This is a genomic window from Pseudoalteromonas sp. B62 (assembly GCF_037162565.1).
Lineage (GTDB): Bacteria > Pseudomonadota > Gammaproteobacteria > Enterobacterales > Alteromonadaceae > Pseudoalteromonas > Pseudoalteromonas fuliginea.
In genome coordinates, this window is the sequence record NZ_JARLVB010000002.1 from 817,389 (window position 1) to 835,395 (window position 18,007).

Genomic DNA, 18,007 nt, shown 5'->3' on the forward strand with positions numbered 1-18,007 from the left:
GTCGCAGATGATGAATATTCAACATCACGGTTAATGCATCGCTTTACTTCTCAAAGCTTGTTAACTTTACTGCCTTACATTTTAACGATGACGACCATGACCTGGATATTTTTCACTTTTTTAGCCGCCTTCATGCAAGCATGGCGTAATGCCCTGCAAAGTAAATTAAGTAACGATGTGAGTGTGGCTGGCGTAACCCTCTCTCGCTTTATTATCGCAGGCCCCATTGCTGCCGTGTATTTATATGGTTTGTATCAATACCAAGATACAGCCATGCCTACGTTTAATAATGCCTTTTGGGGATTTATTGTAGGCGCAAGTGTGATGCAAATACTTGCCACTGGTTTAATGGTTAAGCTATTTAAAATGAATAATTACGCCGTAGGTGCTGGGCTTGCCAAAAGCGAGGCGTTAGTAGCTGCCATTTTAGGTGTATTATTTTTTGGCTCGGCACTTTCTTTACTCGGTTGGCTTGGTGTGTTTTTTGGCGCTATTGCCGTATTGCTACTCAGCGGCATAACAAGCGTTAAACACTTTAATGCTAAAACAGCATTACTAGGACTGGCTTGTGGTACTTGCTTTGCACTTACATCGCTGTGGGTACGAGAAGCAAGCTTAAATTCAGGATTATTATTTCCTCACTCAGCAGCTTGGGTTTTGCTGTTTGTAATTAGCCTACAAACACTAATACTACTGGGCTATTTATTATTAAAAGAGCCGCAAACACTTAGTAAACTGTGGCAATACAAAGGTACTACAGCCGCAATTAGTGTTTTTAGTTGTATCGGCTCTATTGGCTGGTTTAGTGCAATGAGCTTACAGCACGTTGCTTACGTTAAAACACTTGGACAGGTTGAAGTGTTTTTTACCATGCTAATTGCTGTGCTTTGGCTAAAACAACCGCTTAAAAAGCAAGACACCGCAGGCTTAATCCTCATAGCCATTGCCGCTGTTTTGGTTATGTTGCCGAATTAAGGGCACAAAAAAGCGCAGGCTTTTATACCTGCGCTGTTATAATTTTTTATAGCTTTAAGAACTGATTCTAAGAGCTGATTTTTAGGGTTATCACACCACTAATAATCATTAATACTCCCGCAATACGACCAAATGTAGCGGCATCGTTATAAAACAATATCCCCACCAAAAACGTACCTGCAGCGCCAATACCTGTCCATACGGCGTATGATGTGCCCATTGATATTTGCTTTTGCGCAAGCCACAACATAAAGCCACTAGCGACCATAAATGCCACAGCTATTGCTATACCCTGCCAGCGAGTATCATCGTTTTGCGAAATTTTTAAACCTATCGGCCAGCCAATTTCAAGTAACCCAGCAATAATTAAGTACACCCACGCCATTAAACGTCTCTCTTTTTCAAAATAACTTCGTATAAATCTTCGCGGCGATCTTTTAAGTTACGCACAGTGCCTTCGCTGTGAAGAATTTTAAGTTTATCCATATCAAGATCGCTAAATAATAGCATTTCGGTGTTTGGCGTGGCTTCGTTAAGTGTTGCATCGTGCGGGAACGAAAAGTCCGATGGCGTTAATACAGCTGATTGCGAATACTGCACATCAAGGCTTTCTACTTGTGGTAAGTTACCTACCGAGCCTGCAATAACCACATAACATTCGTTTTCTATTGCACGCGCTTGTGCACAATGGCGCACACGTAAATAACTATTTTTGGTATCGGTCCAAAATGGCACAAACAAAATATCTAAACCTTGTTTGGCCAATATGCGTGAAAGCTCAGGAAACTCTACGTCATAACAAATTTGAATACCTACACGACCGGCATCGGTATCAAACACGGCAATTTTATCGCCGCCTTGAATAACCCAATCGTTTTGCTCATGCGGGGTAATATGTATTTTACGTTGCTCGTCTATTTTACCGCTGCGGTGGCATAAATAACTCACGTTATAAATTTTATCATCTTCGGCAAGTGGCATAGAGCCGGTAATAATATTGGCGTTGTATTCTATTGCCATACGCGACATCGCGTTTTTAAATGTTTCGGTATATTCAGCTAAATAACGAATTGCTTCAGTTTGGTTGCTTTGATTTCCTAAGCCCATTAATGGCGCGTTAAAAAACTCAGGGAAGAGTATAAAATCACTTTTGTAGTCAGATACGGTATCTACAAAGTATTCAACCTGCTTTAGCATTTCTTCAACCGATTCAACACAACGCATTTGCCATTGCACTGCACCTACGCGCACTATCGATTTAGTTGACTCAAGTACCGTGTCGGTTGGCTCATACATAATGTTATTCCACTCAAGTAAAGTGGCGTAACCAACTGACTCTTGATCCTCTGGTAAGTACTTTTTAAGCAAACGCTTTACCTGAAAATCGTTAGATAGCTGAAAGCTTAAAATAGGATCGTATAGCTCTCTCTGATCTACTTTTGCAATGTATTCCATTGGCGTCATTTCACTGCTGTGATTGTAATAACGTGGAATACGACCACCCGCTAAAATAGCGCGTAGGTTATATTGGCGGCACAGTTCTTTACGGGCATCATAAAGGCGACGACCTAAACGCATGCCTCTGTGAGTTTCGCTAATGGCAACATCTAAGCCATATAGTGCATCGCCGTCGGTATCGCTAAATACACGGTCGTGACCATCTGCAATGTCTTCGTATGTATGCGGGTTTGAAAAACGTGTGTAATCAACTTGTACGCTCAGCGCTAAGCCCACCAGCACGCCGTCATCTACAATACCTATTTGCCCTTCAGGAAATTGGTCTATTAACCTAAAAATGGTATGACTTGGCCACGCACCACCTAAGTCGGGATACGCTTGATCCATCAAGGTCTTAATTTGCGGATATTGCTCTCTGGTTAAGTTACAAATTTCAAGATGGGTTTTTTCTGCCGACATACACAACTCCTTTAGGCATAAGAAAATAAAAGCCGAATGCACGCTCGATTAACTCAAGAATACACTCAGCTTTGTATCATGTTTTTTACTTTAGATGTACTACTTTAAGCTGCGATAAAAAAGTGTGGTTACTTTCTCTTTTGGTAACCAGCCTGCGTATTCAAGATTCAGCTCAGCCAATGGATCGGCTTTAAGTACTTGCTCTAAGCTTGCGTTATTTTGCATTGCTTTTAGCATTACGTCTTTCGCGTTTTGAACTAGCTCACCATACGCTATCAGTCCTGAACGGTCACTTACCTTACCGTGTCCTGGTATTACTTTAGTGTTGTCGTCGATTTGTTTAACTACATCGTCTACTGCCGCTAAAATACCATCAACGCTGCCGCCGCTATCTACATCAACAAACGGTAAGCTGCCAAAATTAAAGTAAATGTCGCCCATGTGCACTATGTTGTCGTTACTGAAAAAGATAACTGAGTCGCCATCGGTGTGTGCATGTTCGTAATGTACTACATGCGCGTGTTCGTTATTAAAATGCAGTTTTAAATCGTGACCAAAGCTAATGCGGGGTAAAAAATCGGACCCTTCTCCATGCTTTTCTTTTAAGCGTTTATGTACGTTGTCGTGCGCTATAACGTGCGCGCCCGCTTTAGCAAAGTTCTCGTTGCCACCGGTATGATCGCCATGATGGTGCGTATTAATAACAAACTCTGCGCTACCTGGTTTTAAATCGCTAATGGTTTTTTTGATGTCGTCTGATAACTTGGCAAACTGATCATCAATAATATATATGCCATCATCGCCTACACTTGCTGCAATATTACCGCCTTGCCCAAATAGTACGTATACATGGTCACTTAATTTTTGTGCTGTTACTGGACCTTCATCTGCTTGCACTGCTGTACTTAGTAATAAACCTGTTATTAATGCGGGTAATATTTTTTTCATTTTAGTTCTCTGTTGTTTTATTAGTAATTATATAGAACGTGTTTAGCTATACTTTAGTTCATTGCGCAGGCTCTATTACTATTTGATGTATTAATTCTTGCGGCAATAAAGGTGTATTTTTGCCCTCAACGTAATCACTAAAACCCGCTCTATAAAATTCAGATAATGGATGCCCCGATTGCCCACCAGGAATAGCCATAATTGCATGCTCTAAATGCCCAGGTTGAGCAATAAAGCGTTGCGATGCGCCAAAACTACGCCCTTGTACAGCAGGCATGTAACTATCACCAAAACCCGTAGCTGTAGGCATATTTAATAACTTAGCAAGTAACGGCATTTGCTTTGCAAATGGATGCTCTATCACTAACTCATTTACCTTGCCCCACTGCCAGCTTTGTACGTTATTGCCAAATTGTTCTGTAAGCTTAGTGATAGTTTGGCTAAATGCACCGTGTAATTGTGCATCCCAGCTCTTAAATTGTGGGTTTATCCATGTGTTGGGTTTGTTGTTAATAAGCTGCCAAACTGCGGGCTCTAAATCTCGTTTTACGTATTTAAGTGTGCCTTGTTGTTTATTTAATTCGTCTTCCATATTACTAAATAAAATATTAATCACTTCATCGCGGTAGCGCTTAACTAAGGTATACCCTATGGAGTTTGAACATGCACATTGCTGCCAATTTTCGAGTGCTGTTATATATTGCTGATTTTTAGTTGTATCGGTTTTTAATTGCTTTAATAGCAGAGCATGCCAAGGCATTAAAAAGCGAGCTTGATTATCAAGTTGTAATGCGTAAAAGTCGCTCTCAGCAAATGTTTGTTTTTCAAATAATCTATCGCGAATTTGACTTGAACGCGCACCGAGTGCATAACCACCATTACCAAAACGCGCGTTATCTTCAGCCGATACCACGCGAGAATTACCAGTCCATAATCGCCCACTTTGTGGATTTTTAACAAAGGGCCGTTGTAATTCGTTTTGCTGCCAAAGCACGCTGTAATCATCGGCATTTACGCCAAGCTCACTTGGTGTTTTACGAGCCGGTATACCACCGATATTTTTCCACGCGGCGCTACCTTGGCTGTCTACCACCATTAAATTTTGCACCGGAATGCCCACATCGCTTGCTACAGCAAGTGCATCATCTACTGTTTTGGCTTGTTCTAACTTCACTAGCTGCATATTAACGGCATAAGATTGATGTGCAGTCCAGCTAAGTGCGTAAGGCTTTTCGTTAATGTATTTTACAGGGCCATATTCACTGAGTATTAATGAGTAGTTTTCGACCTCCCCATCGGGTAATGCAATCGATTCATCAACTTGCCATGTTTTACGCTCGTCATTTAAAGCAATCCAATCGGCAGTATCTAAATAGCCATTCGTAAATCCCCATGCAATATTATTGTTTGTGCCCACTACAATGGCAGGTGCGCCTGGCAGCGATACACCAGTTACTTGGGTAGGCGCTCCATTTTGCATGTAATTTAGCTGTGTTCTGTACCAAATTACAGGCACTGCCATCGATAAATGCATATCATCCGACACCATACCAGCGCCTGTTTTAGTAAGCGTTCCCGTAACAGCCCAGTTATTACTGCCGCGCTCTTGATTGGCTTCAATACTTTTAACTGTGTGTTGTGTTTGAGTTGGTAAAGTAGGTATGCCGCCGTTATAAGGCGTTAATTTGCTGCCATCAAGTGCAGCTTGGTATTTACTCGGCTGCGTTAAAAAATCAACCATTTGCTTTGTGTACGCTTGCTCGATTTGAATGAGTGCTTGATCGCGCTCAAATGTCGCGCTTTGTAAATCAAGGTACATGCTAAATATCACGAGTAGGCTGTCTTCACTTTGCCATGCCTTTTGTGTTGCACCTGTTAGTAAATATTCAAAGCTTGAATACCCTACTTGCGCTAAGCCTTCGTTTACACCTTGCGCATAACTTTTAAGTAATTGCTTATCTGCCTCTGGCAGCGTCTGTAAAATAATTTGGCTGCGTTTACGCAATTGATGAAAACGCATTTTTTTATCGAGCCCCAGCGCTGCTTCGCCAAATAACTCACTTAACTCACCTGCGGCATTACGCCTTAGTAAATCCATTTGAAAAAATCGGTCTTGCCCATGCGCATAACCTAAACCATAGGCAGCGTCGTTTCGGCTATTTGCGTTTATAACCACTTGCCCTAATGCATCGCGCGAAATTTTTACAGGCTCTACTACCGCGTTACTACGCCCGTTACCATCAAGGGCTGGTAAACTTAAGCTAAGTACGCCATAAACAACGGCGGTACTCGCCAACCCTAAAATAACAGTCAATAGCAGTAACCATTTGATTAATTTAAACATCGACCTTTCCTTTGATAATTTTCATCAAGCGTTGAGAGCATATAATAACCACAGTTTTATTAAATAATAATGTTCTTGCTCGCAAAGGGTGAAATAAACATCAAAATCCACGATAATGTCAGCTCCACACATCGTGCAGAACTAGTTGAGATCAATATGACTGAAAAAACATTTATCAAAGGTAAAGACCGCGACCTAGAATCGTCAATCTCTACCATGCAAAACAAGCTTAAAGCCCTAAACATTAATGTTGAAGAAGCGCTTTGGCTTAACCCTGTAGCTAACTGTTATTCGGTTCATATAAAAGACAGCGACTGCGGTGTTATGTTTACCAATGGTAAAGGCGCAACCGACAAAGCCTCTATTGCTTCAGCACTCGGTGAATACTTTGAACGCTTAAGCTGTAACTACTTTTTTGCAGACTTTTATCTAGGTAAAGAGTTTGCAAATGGTGAGTTTACTCATTACCCAACTGAAAAATGGTTTGAAGTTGAAGGCGATGAAGTACCACAAGGCATTATGGATGAGAGCTTATGGGATTATTTTGACCCAGAGCGTGAGCTGAACGCATCACACCTTTTTGATTTTAACTCAGGCAATGATGATCGTGGCATTTGTACCCTGCCCTACACTCGCCAACGCGATAACCAAGATGTATACATTCCAGTAAACGTTATAGGTAACATTTTTGTATCTAACGGTATGAGCGCAGGCAACACAAAGTTTGAAGCGCGCGTACAAGGTTTATCAGAAGTATTTGAACGCGCTATTAAAAACCGCATCATCGCCGAAGGTATTTGTTTACCAATCGTGCCTGAAGATGTTGTTAAGCAATATCCTAAAATTCACGAAGCGTGTGAAGAGCTTCGCAGCCATGGTTTTCATTTACGTATTGCCGATGCATCGCTTGGTGGCAAATACCCTGTAATGAGCGTAACGCTTATTAACCCAACAGATGGTTCTGTATTTGCTTCTTTTGGTGCTCACCCATCATTTGAAGTTGCGCTTGAGCGTACCGTTACCGAATTATTACAAGGTCGTCGTCTTGATCAACTAGATGTATTCCAACCTGCTACCTTTGATAACGACGAAGTAGCAACACCTGAAAACATTGAACTGCACTTTATTGATTCAAGCGGTTTGATTTCGCATGATTTCTTCCGTGCAAAAGCTGACTTTGAATTTGTACACTGGGACTTTAGCGGCACAACTGAGCAAGAATATAACTTCTGTACTGACCTAATTCACAGCATGGATCATGATATCTACATCATGGATTACACGCATCTAAACGTATACGCATGTCGTATTTTAGTACCGGGCATGTCAGACATTTACCCTGTTGATGAGCTTATTTGGCGCAACAACAACGAAGGCGCGAAATTCCGCGAAACATTCCTATCGCTTGATCAGTACGATGCAGAGCAATGGATGGACATTTACGACAGCCTTGAAGAAGCAGGCCACAGCGATATTATCCGCGCCGCAGAATTTATTGGCCTTGCAACCGATGCCAACACACCATGGCACACGCTGCGCATTGGTGAGCTTAAAGCACACCTATGTTTAGCTGCAGGCAGCGAAGAAGCCATTGATTGGGTTGACTGGATACTTCATACAGGCCAAGTAAACGAAGAGGCAATGCGCCACTTCCGCTGTTTAAAAGCGATTCTTGAAATTAAATACGATGACGAGCGCGAATACGCAGATTACCAAGATGCACTAGGCTTAATGTTTGGTGCTAATAATGTAGCCCTGGCTATAGAAATTGCCGAAGGTGAAAAGCAGTTTAACGGTTTAACTTTTCCTGGTTTATCGCTTGAAGGCTTTAAAAAGCATGCGGCGCTACTTGATGGTTACCGCAAGCTACATGTAGCAAAGCAAAATCATTGGGCGCGTGAAGTTAGCGATGCGTAACTAGTTAAACAACTAATTATAAAAAATAAACGGCGTATTTAAGGGCATGTTGACCTTTCAGGATTAATTTTTTAACCTCGAAAGACCAACAGGCTCTAGCGCTGTTTTCATTTTCGTAATAAATTAGCTATAGTTAATTTGCCTTAATTAACGCCAACATGCAGCTAATGCCACCATCGATTAATAATAAAAAAACGAATGTTCATAACTTTAAGCTGACCTTTTGGCTATCGCTTACATTAACTGTATTGGTTTGTGTGGTACTTGAGCGTATTAACTATAATCGAGCAAAAGACGCCCATCGATTGCAAATCCTCTCCGAAGTAAGCACCTATCGCGCCCAGCTTGAATCGACTTTAGTTTCTAATATCCAACTAGTGCGTGGCTTAGGTGTTGCTGTAGCCGTAGAGCCAAACTTAGAGCAAGAACGCTTTGCACAGATTGCCGCCCCTCTTTTCAATACCTCAAAAGAACTGCGTAATATTGGCGGCGCCCCAAATATGGTTATTCAAATGACCTATCCTTTAAAAGGAAATGAAAAAGCGATAGGTCTTAATTTTTTAAATAACAAAAATCAACGTGCAGATGCAATTAGAGCCCGCGACACAAACACGATCATCATGGCTGGGCCACTCACTTTAGTGCAAGGAGGTGAGGCATTAATAGCCAGAGTCCCTGTATATACCCCTCCTAAAAATGAATTTTGGGGTTTGTTATCAGTTGTGCTCGATATTCAAAAAATTTATACCAACTCTGGAATCTATGAACTTGAAAAGGAGTATCTCGTTGCCATACAAGGTCGCAATGGTTTAGGTAAAAAGGGGAGTTTTTTTATGGGAACTCAAATATTATTGAACAAAATCCTCTTGAATTCACTTTGAACTTTCAAGGTGGAAGTTGGCAACTATACGTTACCCCAAAGCTCGGCTGGAACCCGCCTCATTCAGCTATTTGGCCATTACGTTTAGCTATTATTATTATTTGTGGATTACTGACTTGGGCGTTTTTATTCTTTTTGAAAATGCTTAATCGTCAACAACAAAACGAGAAGATGCTCGAAACAATGAGCGATTTAGCACAAATCGGCGCATGGTCATTTAATTTAGAAACTCAGCAAGTGTATTGGTCAGATATGACCAAAAAAATATTCAAATACCCATTAAATACCCAACCTAAGTGGCCAATAGATTTGAGCTACTTTAAAAAAGGCACGAGCAGAGAAACCATTAAACCTTTAATTGAACGTGCTATAAAACTCGGCGAAAAATACGAAGTTGAACTGGAGGTAATGAATGCAGAAGGAGAGTCAATTTGGGTGCTTGTGCATGGTGAGGCAGAGCAAAAAAACGGACGATGTGTAAGAATTTTTGGATCATTGCAGAATATAGATACCCGAAAAAAGTTGAATTAGAAAGTAGCTCTATAGCGTTGCATAACGAAATTTTAGCCTCGCTTACTATAAATAAATTAATTTTAAACGGCCAGCTAAGCCAATCCAAGGACATAATTACACAATCTATTTGCCAAGCATTTCAAATTGAGCGCGCCAGCATACGGTTTTTTGATAAAGGCAAAAGCCAACTAATTCCATTTGCCGTGCACAGTGAATTGAACTCAGCAGATAAAATAGAGTTACTTTGGCTTAGGAAAAACCTCCCGGACTTTTTTAATACTATTGACCATCAAGCTGTATTTAATGCTTCTGATGTTTTACAAAATTCAACCTTGGCGCCCCTCTCCACACATTATTCATTGCCGTTAGAGATCAAATCTATGCTGTGTGTAATTATACCTGCAGGCAGTGGTGTATTGGGTATTATTTGTGCTGAGCAATGTAGAATTAAACGTAATTGGACTAAAAATGAGGAAAGTTTTTTAATCGCTGTCGCCGCATTGATAGGTAGCCTACATTCTAGCCAGCAACGTATTGAAACTGAACAAGAGCTAGTAACGGCTAAAGAAACAGCAGAACAAGCAGTTGCCGCAAAAAGTGAGTTTTTAGCGAGTATGAGTCACGAAATTCGCACCCCAATGAACGGCGTGCTCGGAATGTTAAATATAATAAAGCAAACAAAATTAGATCAACAACAAGAACACCATATAGAGTTAGCCCAATCTTCTGCTCAATCATTACTTAATATAATTAATGACATTTTAGACTTTTCAAAAATAGAAGCCGGTAAACTCGATATCGACAATGTACAATTTAACTTACCTAAATTATTAGGTGAGGTGGTTGAATCGTTCGCCTTAAAAGTAGAGCAAAACAATACCAAGCTTATTTTAGATGCCACTCAAATTACAGTCAGCGAAATAATTAGCGACCCAAACAGGCTACGTCAAATTTTAAATAACTTGATCGGTAACGCTGTTAAATTCACCTTAAATGGTGAAGTAATAATTGTGGCAAAAATAAATGACACAACCAACGGTTCATTTTTACAATGCTCTATTATTGATACTGGTATTGGTATCGACTTTAAAAAACAAGCGACATTGTTTAACTCCTTTACACAGGCAGATGCCTCAACAACGCGTCAGTTTGGTGGTACAGGATTAGGCCTTGCAATAGTAAAACAGCTTTGTGAACTCATGAACGGAGAGGTTAGTGTAACCAGCGTGAAAGGCCAAGGCAGCACTTTTTCTTTCACAATAAAGATACAACCTCGACTCAGTAAAGAGCAAGATCTACCGAGTCATTTAATTAAAGATAAGCATATTTTAATAATTGATGAATGCAGCTTAAATGCTAATACAGCAAGTAAGCAGCTCTCTGTTTGGGGCGCTAGTGTAGATTGCATCAATGACTATCAACAAATATTGAATTACTCACATAATGAGGTTCAAAATACTGATGCCATTTTAATTGATTACTACTTTTTTGAAAAAGCGTCGCCAGAATGCATTACTGCTCTAAAAAGATTTATAAATATACAAGGCTGTAAATTAGTAATAATGGCACCTATGAGCTACTCAAAAGAGGAATCAAAGCTAGCGATAAAGATTGATTGTATGATTTTCAAACCGCTAACGCCTTCTGATTTATTTGATTCACTCACTAATGATCAGTTTATAGAACTACAACAAAAGCAAGCTCAGTTGCAAAACAAACTCACAAAAATGGTCGCTACTAACTTTTCTCAACCACAAATTTTATTAGTGGAAGATAATAAAGTAAACCAAGTAGTCGCCTCAGCGTTATTAAAACAGGCTGGAGTGAGCTTTGATATTGCACAAAATGGGTTTGAGGCAATTGTTAAGCTCAATACAAAGCAAGGCGAGCCTTATGAGCTTATTTTAATGGACTGCCAGATGCCAGAAATGGACGGTTATCAGGCAACACAAGCGATAAGAAAAGGCGATGCAGGTAAGTATAATAAAAATATTACTATAATAGCCTTAACCGCAAATGCTATGCAGGGCGATAAAGATAAATGCCTTGCCGCTGGAATGGACGACTATTTGAGTAAACCTCTCGATCTAGCCGCTTTACAACCTAAACTTAGCCAATGGCTTGATACCCAATAAAAGTGTAAGCTAATAAAATACGCTTACTAATTTGAGATTATTTATGCAGTTATCAGCAAATCAACAACGTGTTATTGGTTGCTTACTAGAAAAGCAAAGTACGACGCCAGAGCATTATCCGCTATCGTTAAATGGCCTTACAAATGCATGTAATCAAAAGTCTAATCGCGATCCTGTTGTAAATTTCACTGAAAACGACGTACAAAATATACTTGATGAACTAATCGAACTGCGTTTGGTTACAATAGACGAAGGCCTTTCTGGTCGCGTAAATAAATACGACCATCGTTTTTGTAATACTGAATTTAGTAATTTACAATTTTCACAGCAACAGCGCGCTATTGTTTGTTTACTGCTATTACGCGGCGCACAGACACCAGGAGAGCTGAGAACTCGAAGTACTCGACTTGCTGAGTTTAATAATGTAAACGAAGTAGAGAGTGCACTAAATGAGCTTATTGAAAATGATTACGTAATAAAGTTAGAACGAGAACCTGGTAAGCGAGAAAGTCGCTATATACATCAGCTCGCAGACCAGCAAACTAACTTAACAAATAATACTCATGAGCCAAAAGTTAATGCACTTAAAAATAGTGAGTTAGACGAACTACTCGCAGAAGTTGAGCAACTAAAAACAGAACTACGTCAGATTAAAGCCCATTTAGGGCTTTAATTATTAAACGCTTAATCACATAATAAGTTTATATAAGACTATAGGAGCTGGCCATGCGCGCCGAAATTATGGCTGAAATGAAAGTTCAGCCAACAATTGATATAAACGCAGAAATAATCCGTCGAGTTAATTTTATAAAAGCACGCTTAGTGGCAGCTTACTCAAGGTCGTTAGTGCTCGGTATAAGTGGTGGCGTTGACTCATCAACTTGTGGACGTTTGTGCCAATTAGCAGTCAACCAGCTAAATGAAGAGCTAGACACTGATAAGTATCAATTTATTGCTGTTCGCTTGCCTTATGGCGTACAAGCCGATGAAGACGAAGCCCAAATGGCGGTTGATTTTATTCAGCCAAGTAAACGTATGACCGTTAACGTACAACCGGCAGCCGATGCACTGCATGAGCAAGCGCTTGCAGCTATAGTTGGTAGCAGCGAAGCCCTTCCTGAGCAAGCTCAGATAGATTTTATTAAAGGCAACGTTAAAGCACGCCAACGTATGGTTGCTCAGTATGAAATTGCAGGTTTTTGCCAAGGTTTAGTCGTAGGTACTGACCATAGTGCTGAAAACATTACTGGTTTTTATACCAAATTTGGTGATGGTGCATGCGATTTAGCGCCGCTTTTTGGTTTATCAAAACGCCAAGTTCGTGCGCTTGCAACTGCACTAGGTGCGCCAGCTTTATTAGTAGATAAAGCACCTACAGCTGATTTAGAAAGTGACCGCCCAGGCTTAACAGATGAAGAAGCACTTGGTTTAAGCTATGAGCAAATTGATGACTTTTTAGAAGGTAAACCTGTGTCTAATGATGTTGAACAAAAGCTTGTGAGTATTTACACGCGTACACAACATAAGCGCCAACCAATTCCGACAATTTACGATTAATGTTTTAGTAAATAAAATAAAGCAATTAATACCATTAATGATTAATTGCTTTTTTGATCGACAGATCAAGAGACTGCGTATATTTTACTAAATTAACACGCTAATATTTATTAATTACCCGCCAAAGAGAACACTGCATTATATGACATCGCCCATTTTAATTACCGGCGCAGGCCAACGTATTGGTTTAGCGCTAGCTCAGCATTATATAGCCCAAGGGCAGGCTGTTATTATTACGTATCGTACTCGTCACGGCGCTGTTGATAAATTAGAGCAACAAGGCGCTGTATGTATTTATGCTGACTTTAGTACCGATGACGGTATTAGTGCATTTATAAATACGCTTAATATGCATACATCATCGCTGCGCGCTATTGTACATAACGCATCAAGCTGGGACTGCGAAGCTAACAATCCTGACTTCGCAGCACTGTTTGATAATATGATGCGTATACATGCCAAAACACCGTATTTAATTAATTTAATGTGCGCAGAGCTGCTTTTAAAACATCAGCAAAATGAAAAAGTACCTGCCGATATAATTCACCTCACTGATTATGTAGTTGAAACAGGCAGCCCTAAACATTTAGCTTACGCAGCAAGTAAAGCAGCACTCGACAACCTAACTAAATCGTTTAGCGCTAAATATGCGCCAAACATAAAAGTGAACTCGGTTGCTCCATCGCTCATTATTTTTAATGAACATGACGATGAACAATATCGCGCTAAGACCCTTAAAAAATCATTAATGGGCATTGAACCCGGATGCCAAGAAATTATCAATAGCATTGATTTACTATTACAAAGCCAATACATCACAGGGCGCTCTTTACCTGTAGATGGCGGTCGTCATTTAAAGTAAATAAGCTAAATAAACTGAGATATTTATGCATAATGAATTAAAAGAAAGTTACCAAAAAATCATCACCGCAGTAGGCGAAGATGCTAACCGCGAAGGCTTACTTGATACGCCGAAACGTGCTGCAAAAGCAATGGAATATTTAACGCAGGGGTATCGTCAAACACTTGATGAAATAACTAATAAAGCGGTATTTACGTCTGATGCTGACGACATGGTGTTAGTGCAAGACATAGAGCTTTACTCTATGTGTGAACATCATTTACTGCCTTTTATTGGCCGTTGCCATATTGCTTATATACCAAACGGTAAAGTATTAGGCTTGTCTAAATTTGCCCGTATTGTTGATATGTTTTCACGCCGTTTTCAAATTCAAGAACAGCTAACGCATCAAATCGCTAAAGCAGTTGAAGAAGTGACAGGCGCTAAGGGCGTAGGCGTTATTGTTGAGGCAAAACACATGTGTATGATGATGCGTGGTGTAGAAAAGCAAAATTCAAGCATGCGTACATCAGTAATGTTAGGTAACTTTAGAAGCGATCCTAAAACGCGTAACGAATTTTTGCAGCTTATAAAAGGTTAACCTATGGCTAATGCAATTATTAACGTTACTAATTTGCGACTGCGTACATTTATTGGCTTTAACCCCGATGAGCGTGAAAAAAGCAAGACGTAGTGATCAATCTGGAGATTCACTACCCTGCTGATGATGCCTGTAAAACGGATGAAGTAGACCAAGCACTAAATTATAAAGTGATCACCAAAGAAGTGATTAGTTTAGTAGAGCAAGGGCACTTTTTACTGCTCGAGAAATTAGTTGCTGAAATTCTTGCGGTTTGTCACTCGCACCCAAGTGTTCATTACGCTAAAGCACGTGTTGATAAACCGCATGCACTGCGTTTTGCCGACTCAGTGTCGTTAACACTTGATTGGGCGAAATAACTTTTGTATCTAAATGAGTTTTTCGAATCCAACGGCAAGGGCGATAACCGCTAAATAGCGCGCGCCTTTGCCTAGCATTACTAGCAACAAAAAAGCACTAAACCGTACTTTAAATATGCCTCCAATTACTGTTAATGGATCTCCCACAACCGGTAACCAAGCAAATAACAAACTATATACACCATATTTATTAAATTGTTTTTGTGCGCTATCAAGCCCTTTTTGCGATACAGGAAACCACTTTTTATCTTTAAAACGCAGTACCTGCGTGCCTAACCAGTAATTAACGCAGCTTCCCAATACATTTCCAAGTGTTGCTACGCACCACATAAGCCATAAATTAACTTTACCTTGGGCAATCATTCCCACCATTATCACCTCAGAAGAGCTGGGCAATAATGTGGCAGATATAAATGCGCTAATAAATAACGTGAGATAAAGCATAATGCCCTTATAGCTAAACGTAAAAACCCAGCCTATAGCTGGGTTTATAATACCAATTTTATTAAAAACATGATCATTCTAGCGTATTAAATAACTCACTAACTACGTTTAAATTATTTATATAGAACAACTATGTATCATAATTTTAGCCTTGTTATTGAGCTATTTTCTCATCGCTATAATAGATCACTAATTTAATGCAATGGGTATAAAAATAAACTGTGTGTTTATTTTATCAAATTTAAACTAAACGGATAATTAAACTCTTTTCCTTCGTTAGCTTTAATACTCGCCAGTACAACCATTACAAACCCAAAAATTGCCACTAAAGGTAGTAATATTAAGCCTACTGCTACAAACATCAGTAAAAAACAAACTACATATGCAATTGCCATCGTTATTTGAAAGTTAAGCGCCTTTTTACCGTGCACGTCAACAACTGGCATTTCATCTTTTTTAATTAACCACACAATTAATGGCCCAATTATTGAGCCAAACGGCACAATAAATCCAGCTAATGCACTTAAATGACATAGCATAGCCCACGTACGGTCATCTTTATTAACTGGTTCAACCTGTTGATTTTCTTCCATAACACTCTCCTTTTTGTTTCATGTATGTTGCCTTTTAATTAAACAAATGTCCATAAATCAACTGCTGTATTAGCAAAAAATCACAACGTAAAATCTTGTGATAAAAAAGTGATAAGTTTGTGAGAGTTTCTGGAGACGATTATTCAATACTTAACTCGAATCATCACTTACAGGAAATAATAATGAAAGCTTCTACATTAACAATTGCAACTCTTTTAGCGGCAGCTAGCCAATCAACTATGGCCGCAGAGTTAGATTTAAAAATAACCAACTTAACTCAAGGCATCCATTTTACACCCGTATTAATAACTGCTCACGACAGTGAAGATAAACTGTTCGAAGTAGCAACGGAAGCCTCTACCGCATTACAAACAATGGCTGAGGGCGGAAATATTGCAGAACTAGTTGCACAAGCAACTGCCGCAGGTAGTGATATGGCTGCAAACCCGGCTGAAGGTCTACTTGCGCCAACAGTATCTGCAATGGCAACCCTAACGACATCTGATGGTAACGAATACCTTTCTGTTGCCGCAATGCTACTTCCTACAAATGACGGTTTTGTCGGTCTTGATAGCTGGAAAATTCCAACCGAAGCTGGAACGTATACTGTGTTTTTAAATGCTTACGATGCAGGTACTGAACAAAATAATGAACTTGTAGTAGAAGGTTCAGGTGCACCAGGTACGCCTGGTATTCCAGCTGCTCCTGGTGGTAATGCTGGTACCGGTGGTGCTGGTTTAACAAGCACCGATAGCAATATTAATATTCATATTCATCCTGGTAACTTAGGTGATGACGATCTAACCGCTGGTAATAGTGACTTAAGCAATACAGTGCACAGATGGTTAAACCCAGTAGCAAAACTAACCGTTACGGTTAAGTAGGAGCGCTATAATGTCATCTTTTAAAAACTTTAAAAAAAGCGCTTTAATACTAGCGCTTGCAACTACTCTTGCAGCATGTGGCGACAATGATAGCAACGAGCCTGATCAAGTAGTTGCACCAACACCAGCACCGACAGCTACCAGCTATGAATTTAACGTTACTGTAAGTAATTTAACTGCTGGTCAACCATTTTCACCATACAACAACATAAAATTAGTAAAAAAGGCGCTTAGTCTACACAAGCATGTTGCATTGAAGCAGAAAAGAAGCTAGTGGGAGGAGCTACAAATCCCTCACACGCCCCTCAGTGCCCGGCAGCACTTGCCACTGAGGTGACAGTCATGGCTGGGGTGTGCACACACACACACACCCCCCCCCCCCCCCCCCCCCCCCCCCCCCCCCCCCCCCCCCCCCCCCCCGCCAAAAAACAAATCAGAGAACACTCACACACCAGGCAGACAGGTGTGTGTGCAATGAAGACAGCCTACCCACACACCCCAGCCGGAGAACCATCCAGTAGATTGCCTGCCGAGATCATTAAAAAAAAAAAACAACCACAGCTTACATTTGTGTAGTATATCACATGGTAAAATGAAAAAAAATACAAAGCTACTGGTGTATCAGAATCCGGATGCTGCTGTTAGCTACTGAATGAAGTGCTGATACACATTAAGATTGTGGCACTAAACTGGCAAGCTACCAGTGATCAAGAAAACCACACAAAAGCTATCTTCTCATAATTCTGATAACTGTCATGAAAAGCACAATGAACTGTGTTCTTATGTGCCTTTATTGTGTTTTAGAAGGGAGAGTCGGGTGTCCCCCCCCCCCCCCCCCCCCCCCCCCCCCCCCCCCCCCCCCCCCCCCCCCCCCCCCCCCCCCCCCCCCCCCCCCCCCCCCCCCCCCCCCCCCCCCCCCCAGAGGTGTCATGGTGCCTGAGTGTGTGTCACACACATCACACACACACCCCCCCCCCCCGAGCCCCCCCCCCACACACACATACAGTGACGTGGCCAGAAAGAAGAAAAGCAAGAAAAAAAAAAAAAAAAAAAAAAAAAAAAAAAAAAAAAAAGAAAGTGTGTGTGTGTGTGTGTGTGT

The 18,007-nt window shown here is 40.6% G+C and carries 14 protein-coding genes and 2 pseudogenes; 10 read left to right on the forward strand and 6 right to left on the reverse strand.

The genetic code is table 11. The features are described 5' to 3' along the window. Nucleotides 1-96: 96 nt before the first annotated feature. Entirely contained in the window at nucleotides 97-975 is an 879-nt protein-coding gene (locus tag P4S71_RS08185) for a DMT family transporter (protein WP_337151603.1), read from the forward strand. A 67-nt stretch (nucleotides 976-1,042) separates the two neighbouring features. Here the strand turns inward: P4S71_RS08185 and P4S71_RS08190 are convergent, their stop codons facing one another. The 4 genes from P4S71_RS08190 to P4S71_RS08205 all read right to left on the reverse strand — a co-directional run bounded on the left by P4S71_RS08190 (nucleotide 1,043) and on the right by P4S71_RS08205 (nucleotide 6,184). Then, the gene (locus P4S71_RS08190; RefSeq protein ID WP_007377319.1) at nucleotides 1,043-1,360 is read right to left on the reverse strand and encodes a DMT family transporter; all 318 of its coding nucleotides are present in this window, start codon (nucleotides 1,358-1,360) and stop codon (nucleotides 1,043-1,045) included. Next, nucleotides 1,360-2,892: a bifunctional GNAT family N-acetyltransferase/carbon-nitrogen hydrolase family protein gene (locus tag P4S71_RS08195; RefSeq protein WP_008136135.1), complete on the reverse strand. Its 1,533-nt coding sequence runs from the start codon at nucleotides 2,890-2,892 to the stop codon at nucleotides 1,360-1,362. The genes P4S71_RS08190 and P4S71_RS08195 overlap by 1 nt, the downstream gene beginning before the upstream one ends. Before the next feature lie 99 nt (nucleotides 2,893-2,991). Continuing rightward, nucleotides 2,992-3,840 (reverse strand): MBL fold metallo-hydrolase, encoded by an 849-nt coding sequence (locus P4S71_RS08200; RefSeq protein ID WP_337150439.1) that lies wholly within the window; start codon nucleotides 3,838-3,840, stop codon nucleotides 2,992-2,994. Nucleotides 3,841-3,898: 58 nt separating this feature from the next. Beyond that, the gene (locus tag P4S71_RS08205; protein WP_337150440.1) at nucleotides 3,899-6,184 is read right to left on the reverse strand and encodes a penicillin acylase family protein; all 2,286 of its coding nucleotides are present in this window, start codon (nucleotides 6,182-6,184) and stop codon (nucleotides 3,899-3,901) included. A 156-nt stretch (nucleotides 6,185-6,340) separates the two neighbouring features. Here P4S71_RS08205 and ycaO point away from each other — a divergent pair, with 156 nt between their 5' ends. From ycaO to folX, 7 genes and pseudogenes are all read left to right on the forward strand, one after another. After that, nucleotides 6,341-8,101, forward strand: coding sequence for a 30S ribosomal protein S12 methylthiotransferase accessory factor YcaO (gene ycaO, locus P4S71_RS08210; RefSeq protein ID WP_337150441.1), 1,761 nt, complete (start codon nucleotides 6,341-6,343; stop codon nucleotides 8,099-8,101). A gap of 167 nt (nucleotides 8,102-8,268) precedes the next feature. Next, nucleotides 8,269-11,629: pseudogene (locus P4S71_RS08215) on the forward strand (ATP-binding protein). Between the two features lie 43 nt (nucleotides 11,630-11,672). Further along, complete coding sequence (locus P4S71_RS08220; protein ID WP_007377313.1) at nucleotides 11,673-12,302, forward strand: YceH family protein; 630 nt, start codon at nucleotides 11,673-11,675, stop codon at nucleotides 12,300-12,302. A gap of 53 nt (nucleotides 12,303-12,355) precedes the next feature. Next, nucleotides 12,356-13,186, forward strand: coding sequence for an ammonia-dependent NAD(+) synthetase (gene nadE, locus P4S71_RS08225; protein WP_306724606.1), 831 nt, complete (start codon nucleotides 12,356-12,358; stop codon nucleotides 13,184-13,186). A gap of 142 nt (nucleotides 13,187-13,328) precedes the next feature. Beyond that, nucleotides 13,329-14,048, forward strand: coding sequence for a dihydromonapterin reductase (folM, locus tag P4S71_RS08230; RefSeq protein WP_337150442.1), 720 nt, complete (start codon nucleotides 13,329-13,331; stop codon nucleotides 14,046-14,048). Nucleotides 14,049-14,073: 25 nt separating this feature from the next. Further along, complete coding sequence (gene folE, locus P4S71_RS08235; RefSeq protein WP_007377310.1) at nucleotides 14,074-14,628, forward strand: GTP cyclohydrolase I FolE; 555 nt, start codon at nucleotides 14,074-14,076, stop codon at nucleotides 14,626-14,628. A gap of 3 nt (nucleotides 14,629-14,631) precedes the next feature. After that, nucleotides 14,632-14,987 (forward strand): annotated as a pseudogene (gene folX / locus P4S71_RS08240) (dihydroneopterin triphosphate 2'-epimerase). Between the two features lie 9 nt (nucleotides 14,988-14,996). Here folX and P4S71_RS08245 read toward each other — a convergent pair. Beyond that, nucleotides 14,997-15,431, reverse strand: coding sequence for a YqaA family protein (locus P4S71_RS08245; RefSeq protein WP_033023727.1), 435 nt, complete (start codon nucleotides 15,429-15,431; stop codon nucleotides 14,997-14,999). Nucleotides 15,432-15,658: 227 nt separating this feature from the next. Further along, nucleotides 15,659-16,024, reverse strand: a complete 366-nt coding sequence (locus P4S71_RS08250) for a DUF4870 domain-containing protein (RefSeq protein WP_007377307.1) — start codon at nucleotides 16,022-16,024, stop codon at nucleotides 15,659-15,661. Nucleotides 16,025-16,206: 182 nt separating this feature from the next. Here P4S71_RS08250 and P4S71_RS08255 point away from each other — a divergent pair, with 182 nt between their 5' ends. Both P4S71_RS08255 and P4S71_RS08260 read left to right on the forward strand, forming a co-directional pair. Further along, complete coding sequence (locus P4S71_RS08255; RefSeq protein WP_007377306.1) at nucleotides 16,207-16,908, forward strand: spondin domain-containing protein; 702 nt, start codon at nucleotides 16,207-16,209, stop codon at nucleotides 16,906-16,908. A 10-nt stretch (nucleotides 16,909-16,918) separates the two neighbouring features. After that, nucleotides 16,919-17,182 carry a hypothetical protein gene (locus P4S71_RS08260; RefSeq protein WP_337150443.1) on the forward strand — a complete coding sequence of 88 codons (264 nt, stop codon included), beginning with the start codon at nucleotides 16,919-16,921 and terminating at the stop codon, nucleotides 17,180-17,182. Nucleotides 17,183-18,007 lie beyond the last annotated feature (825 nt).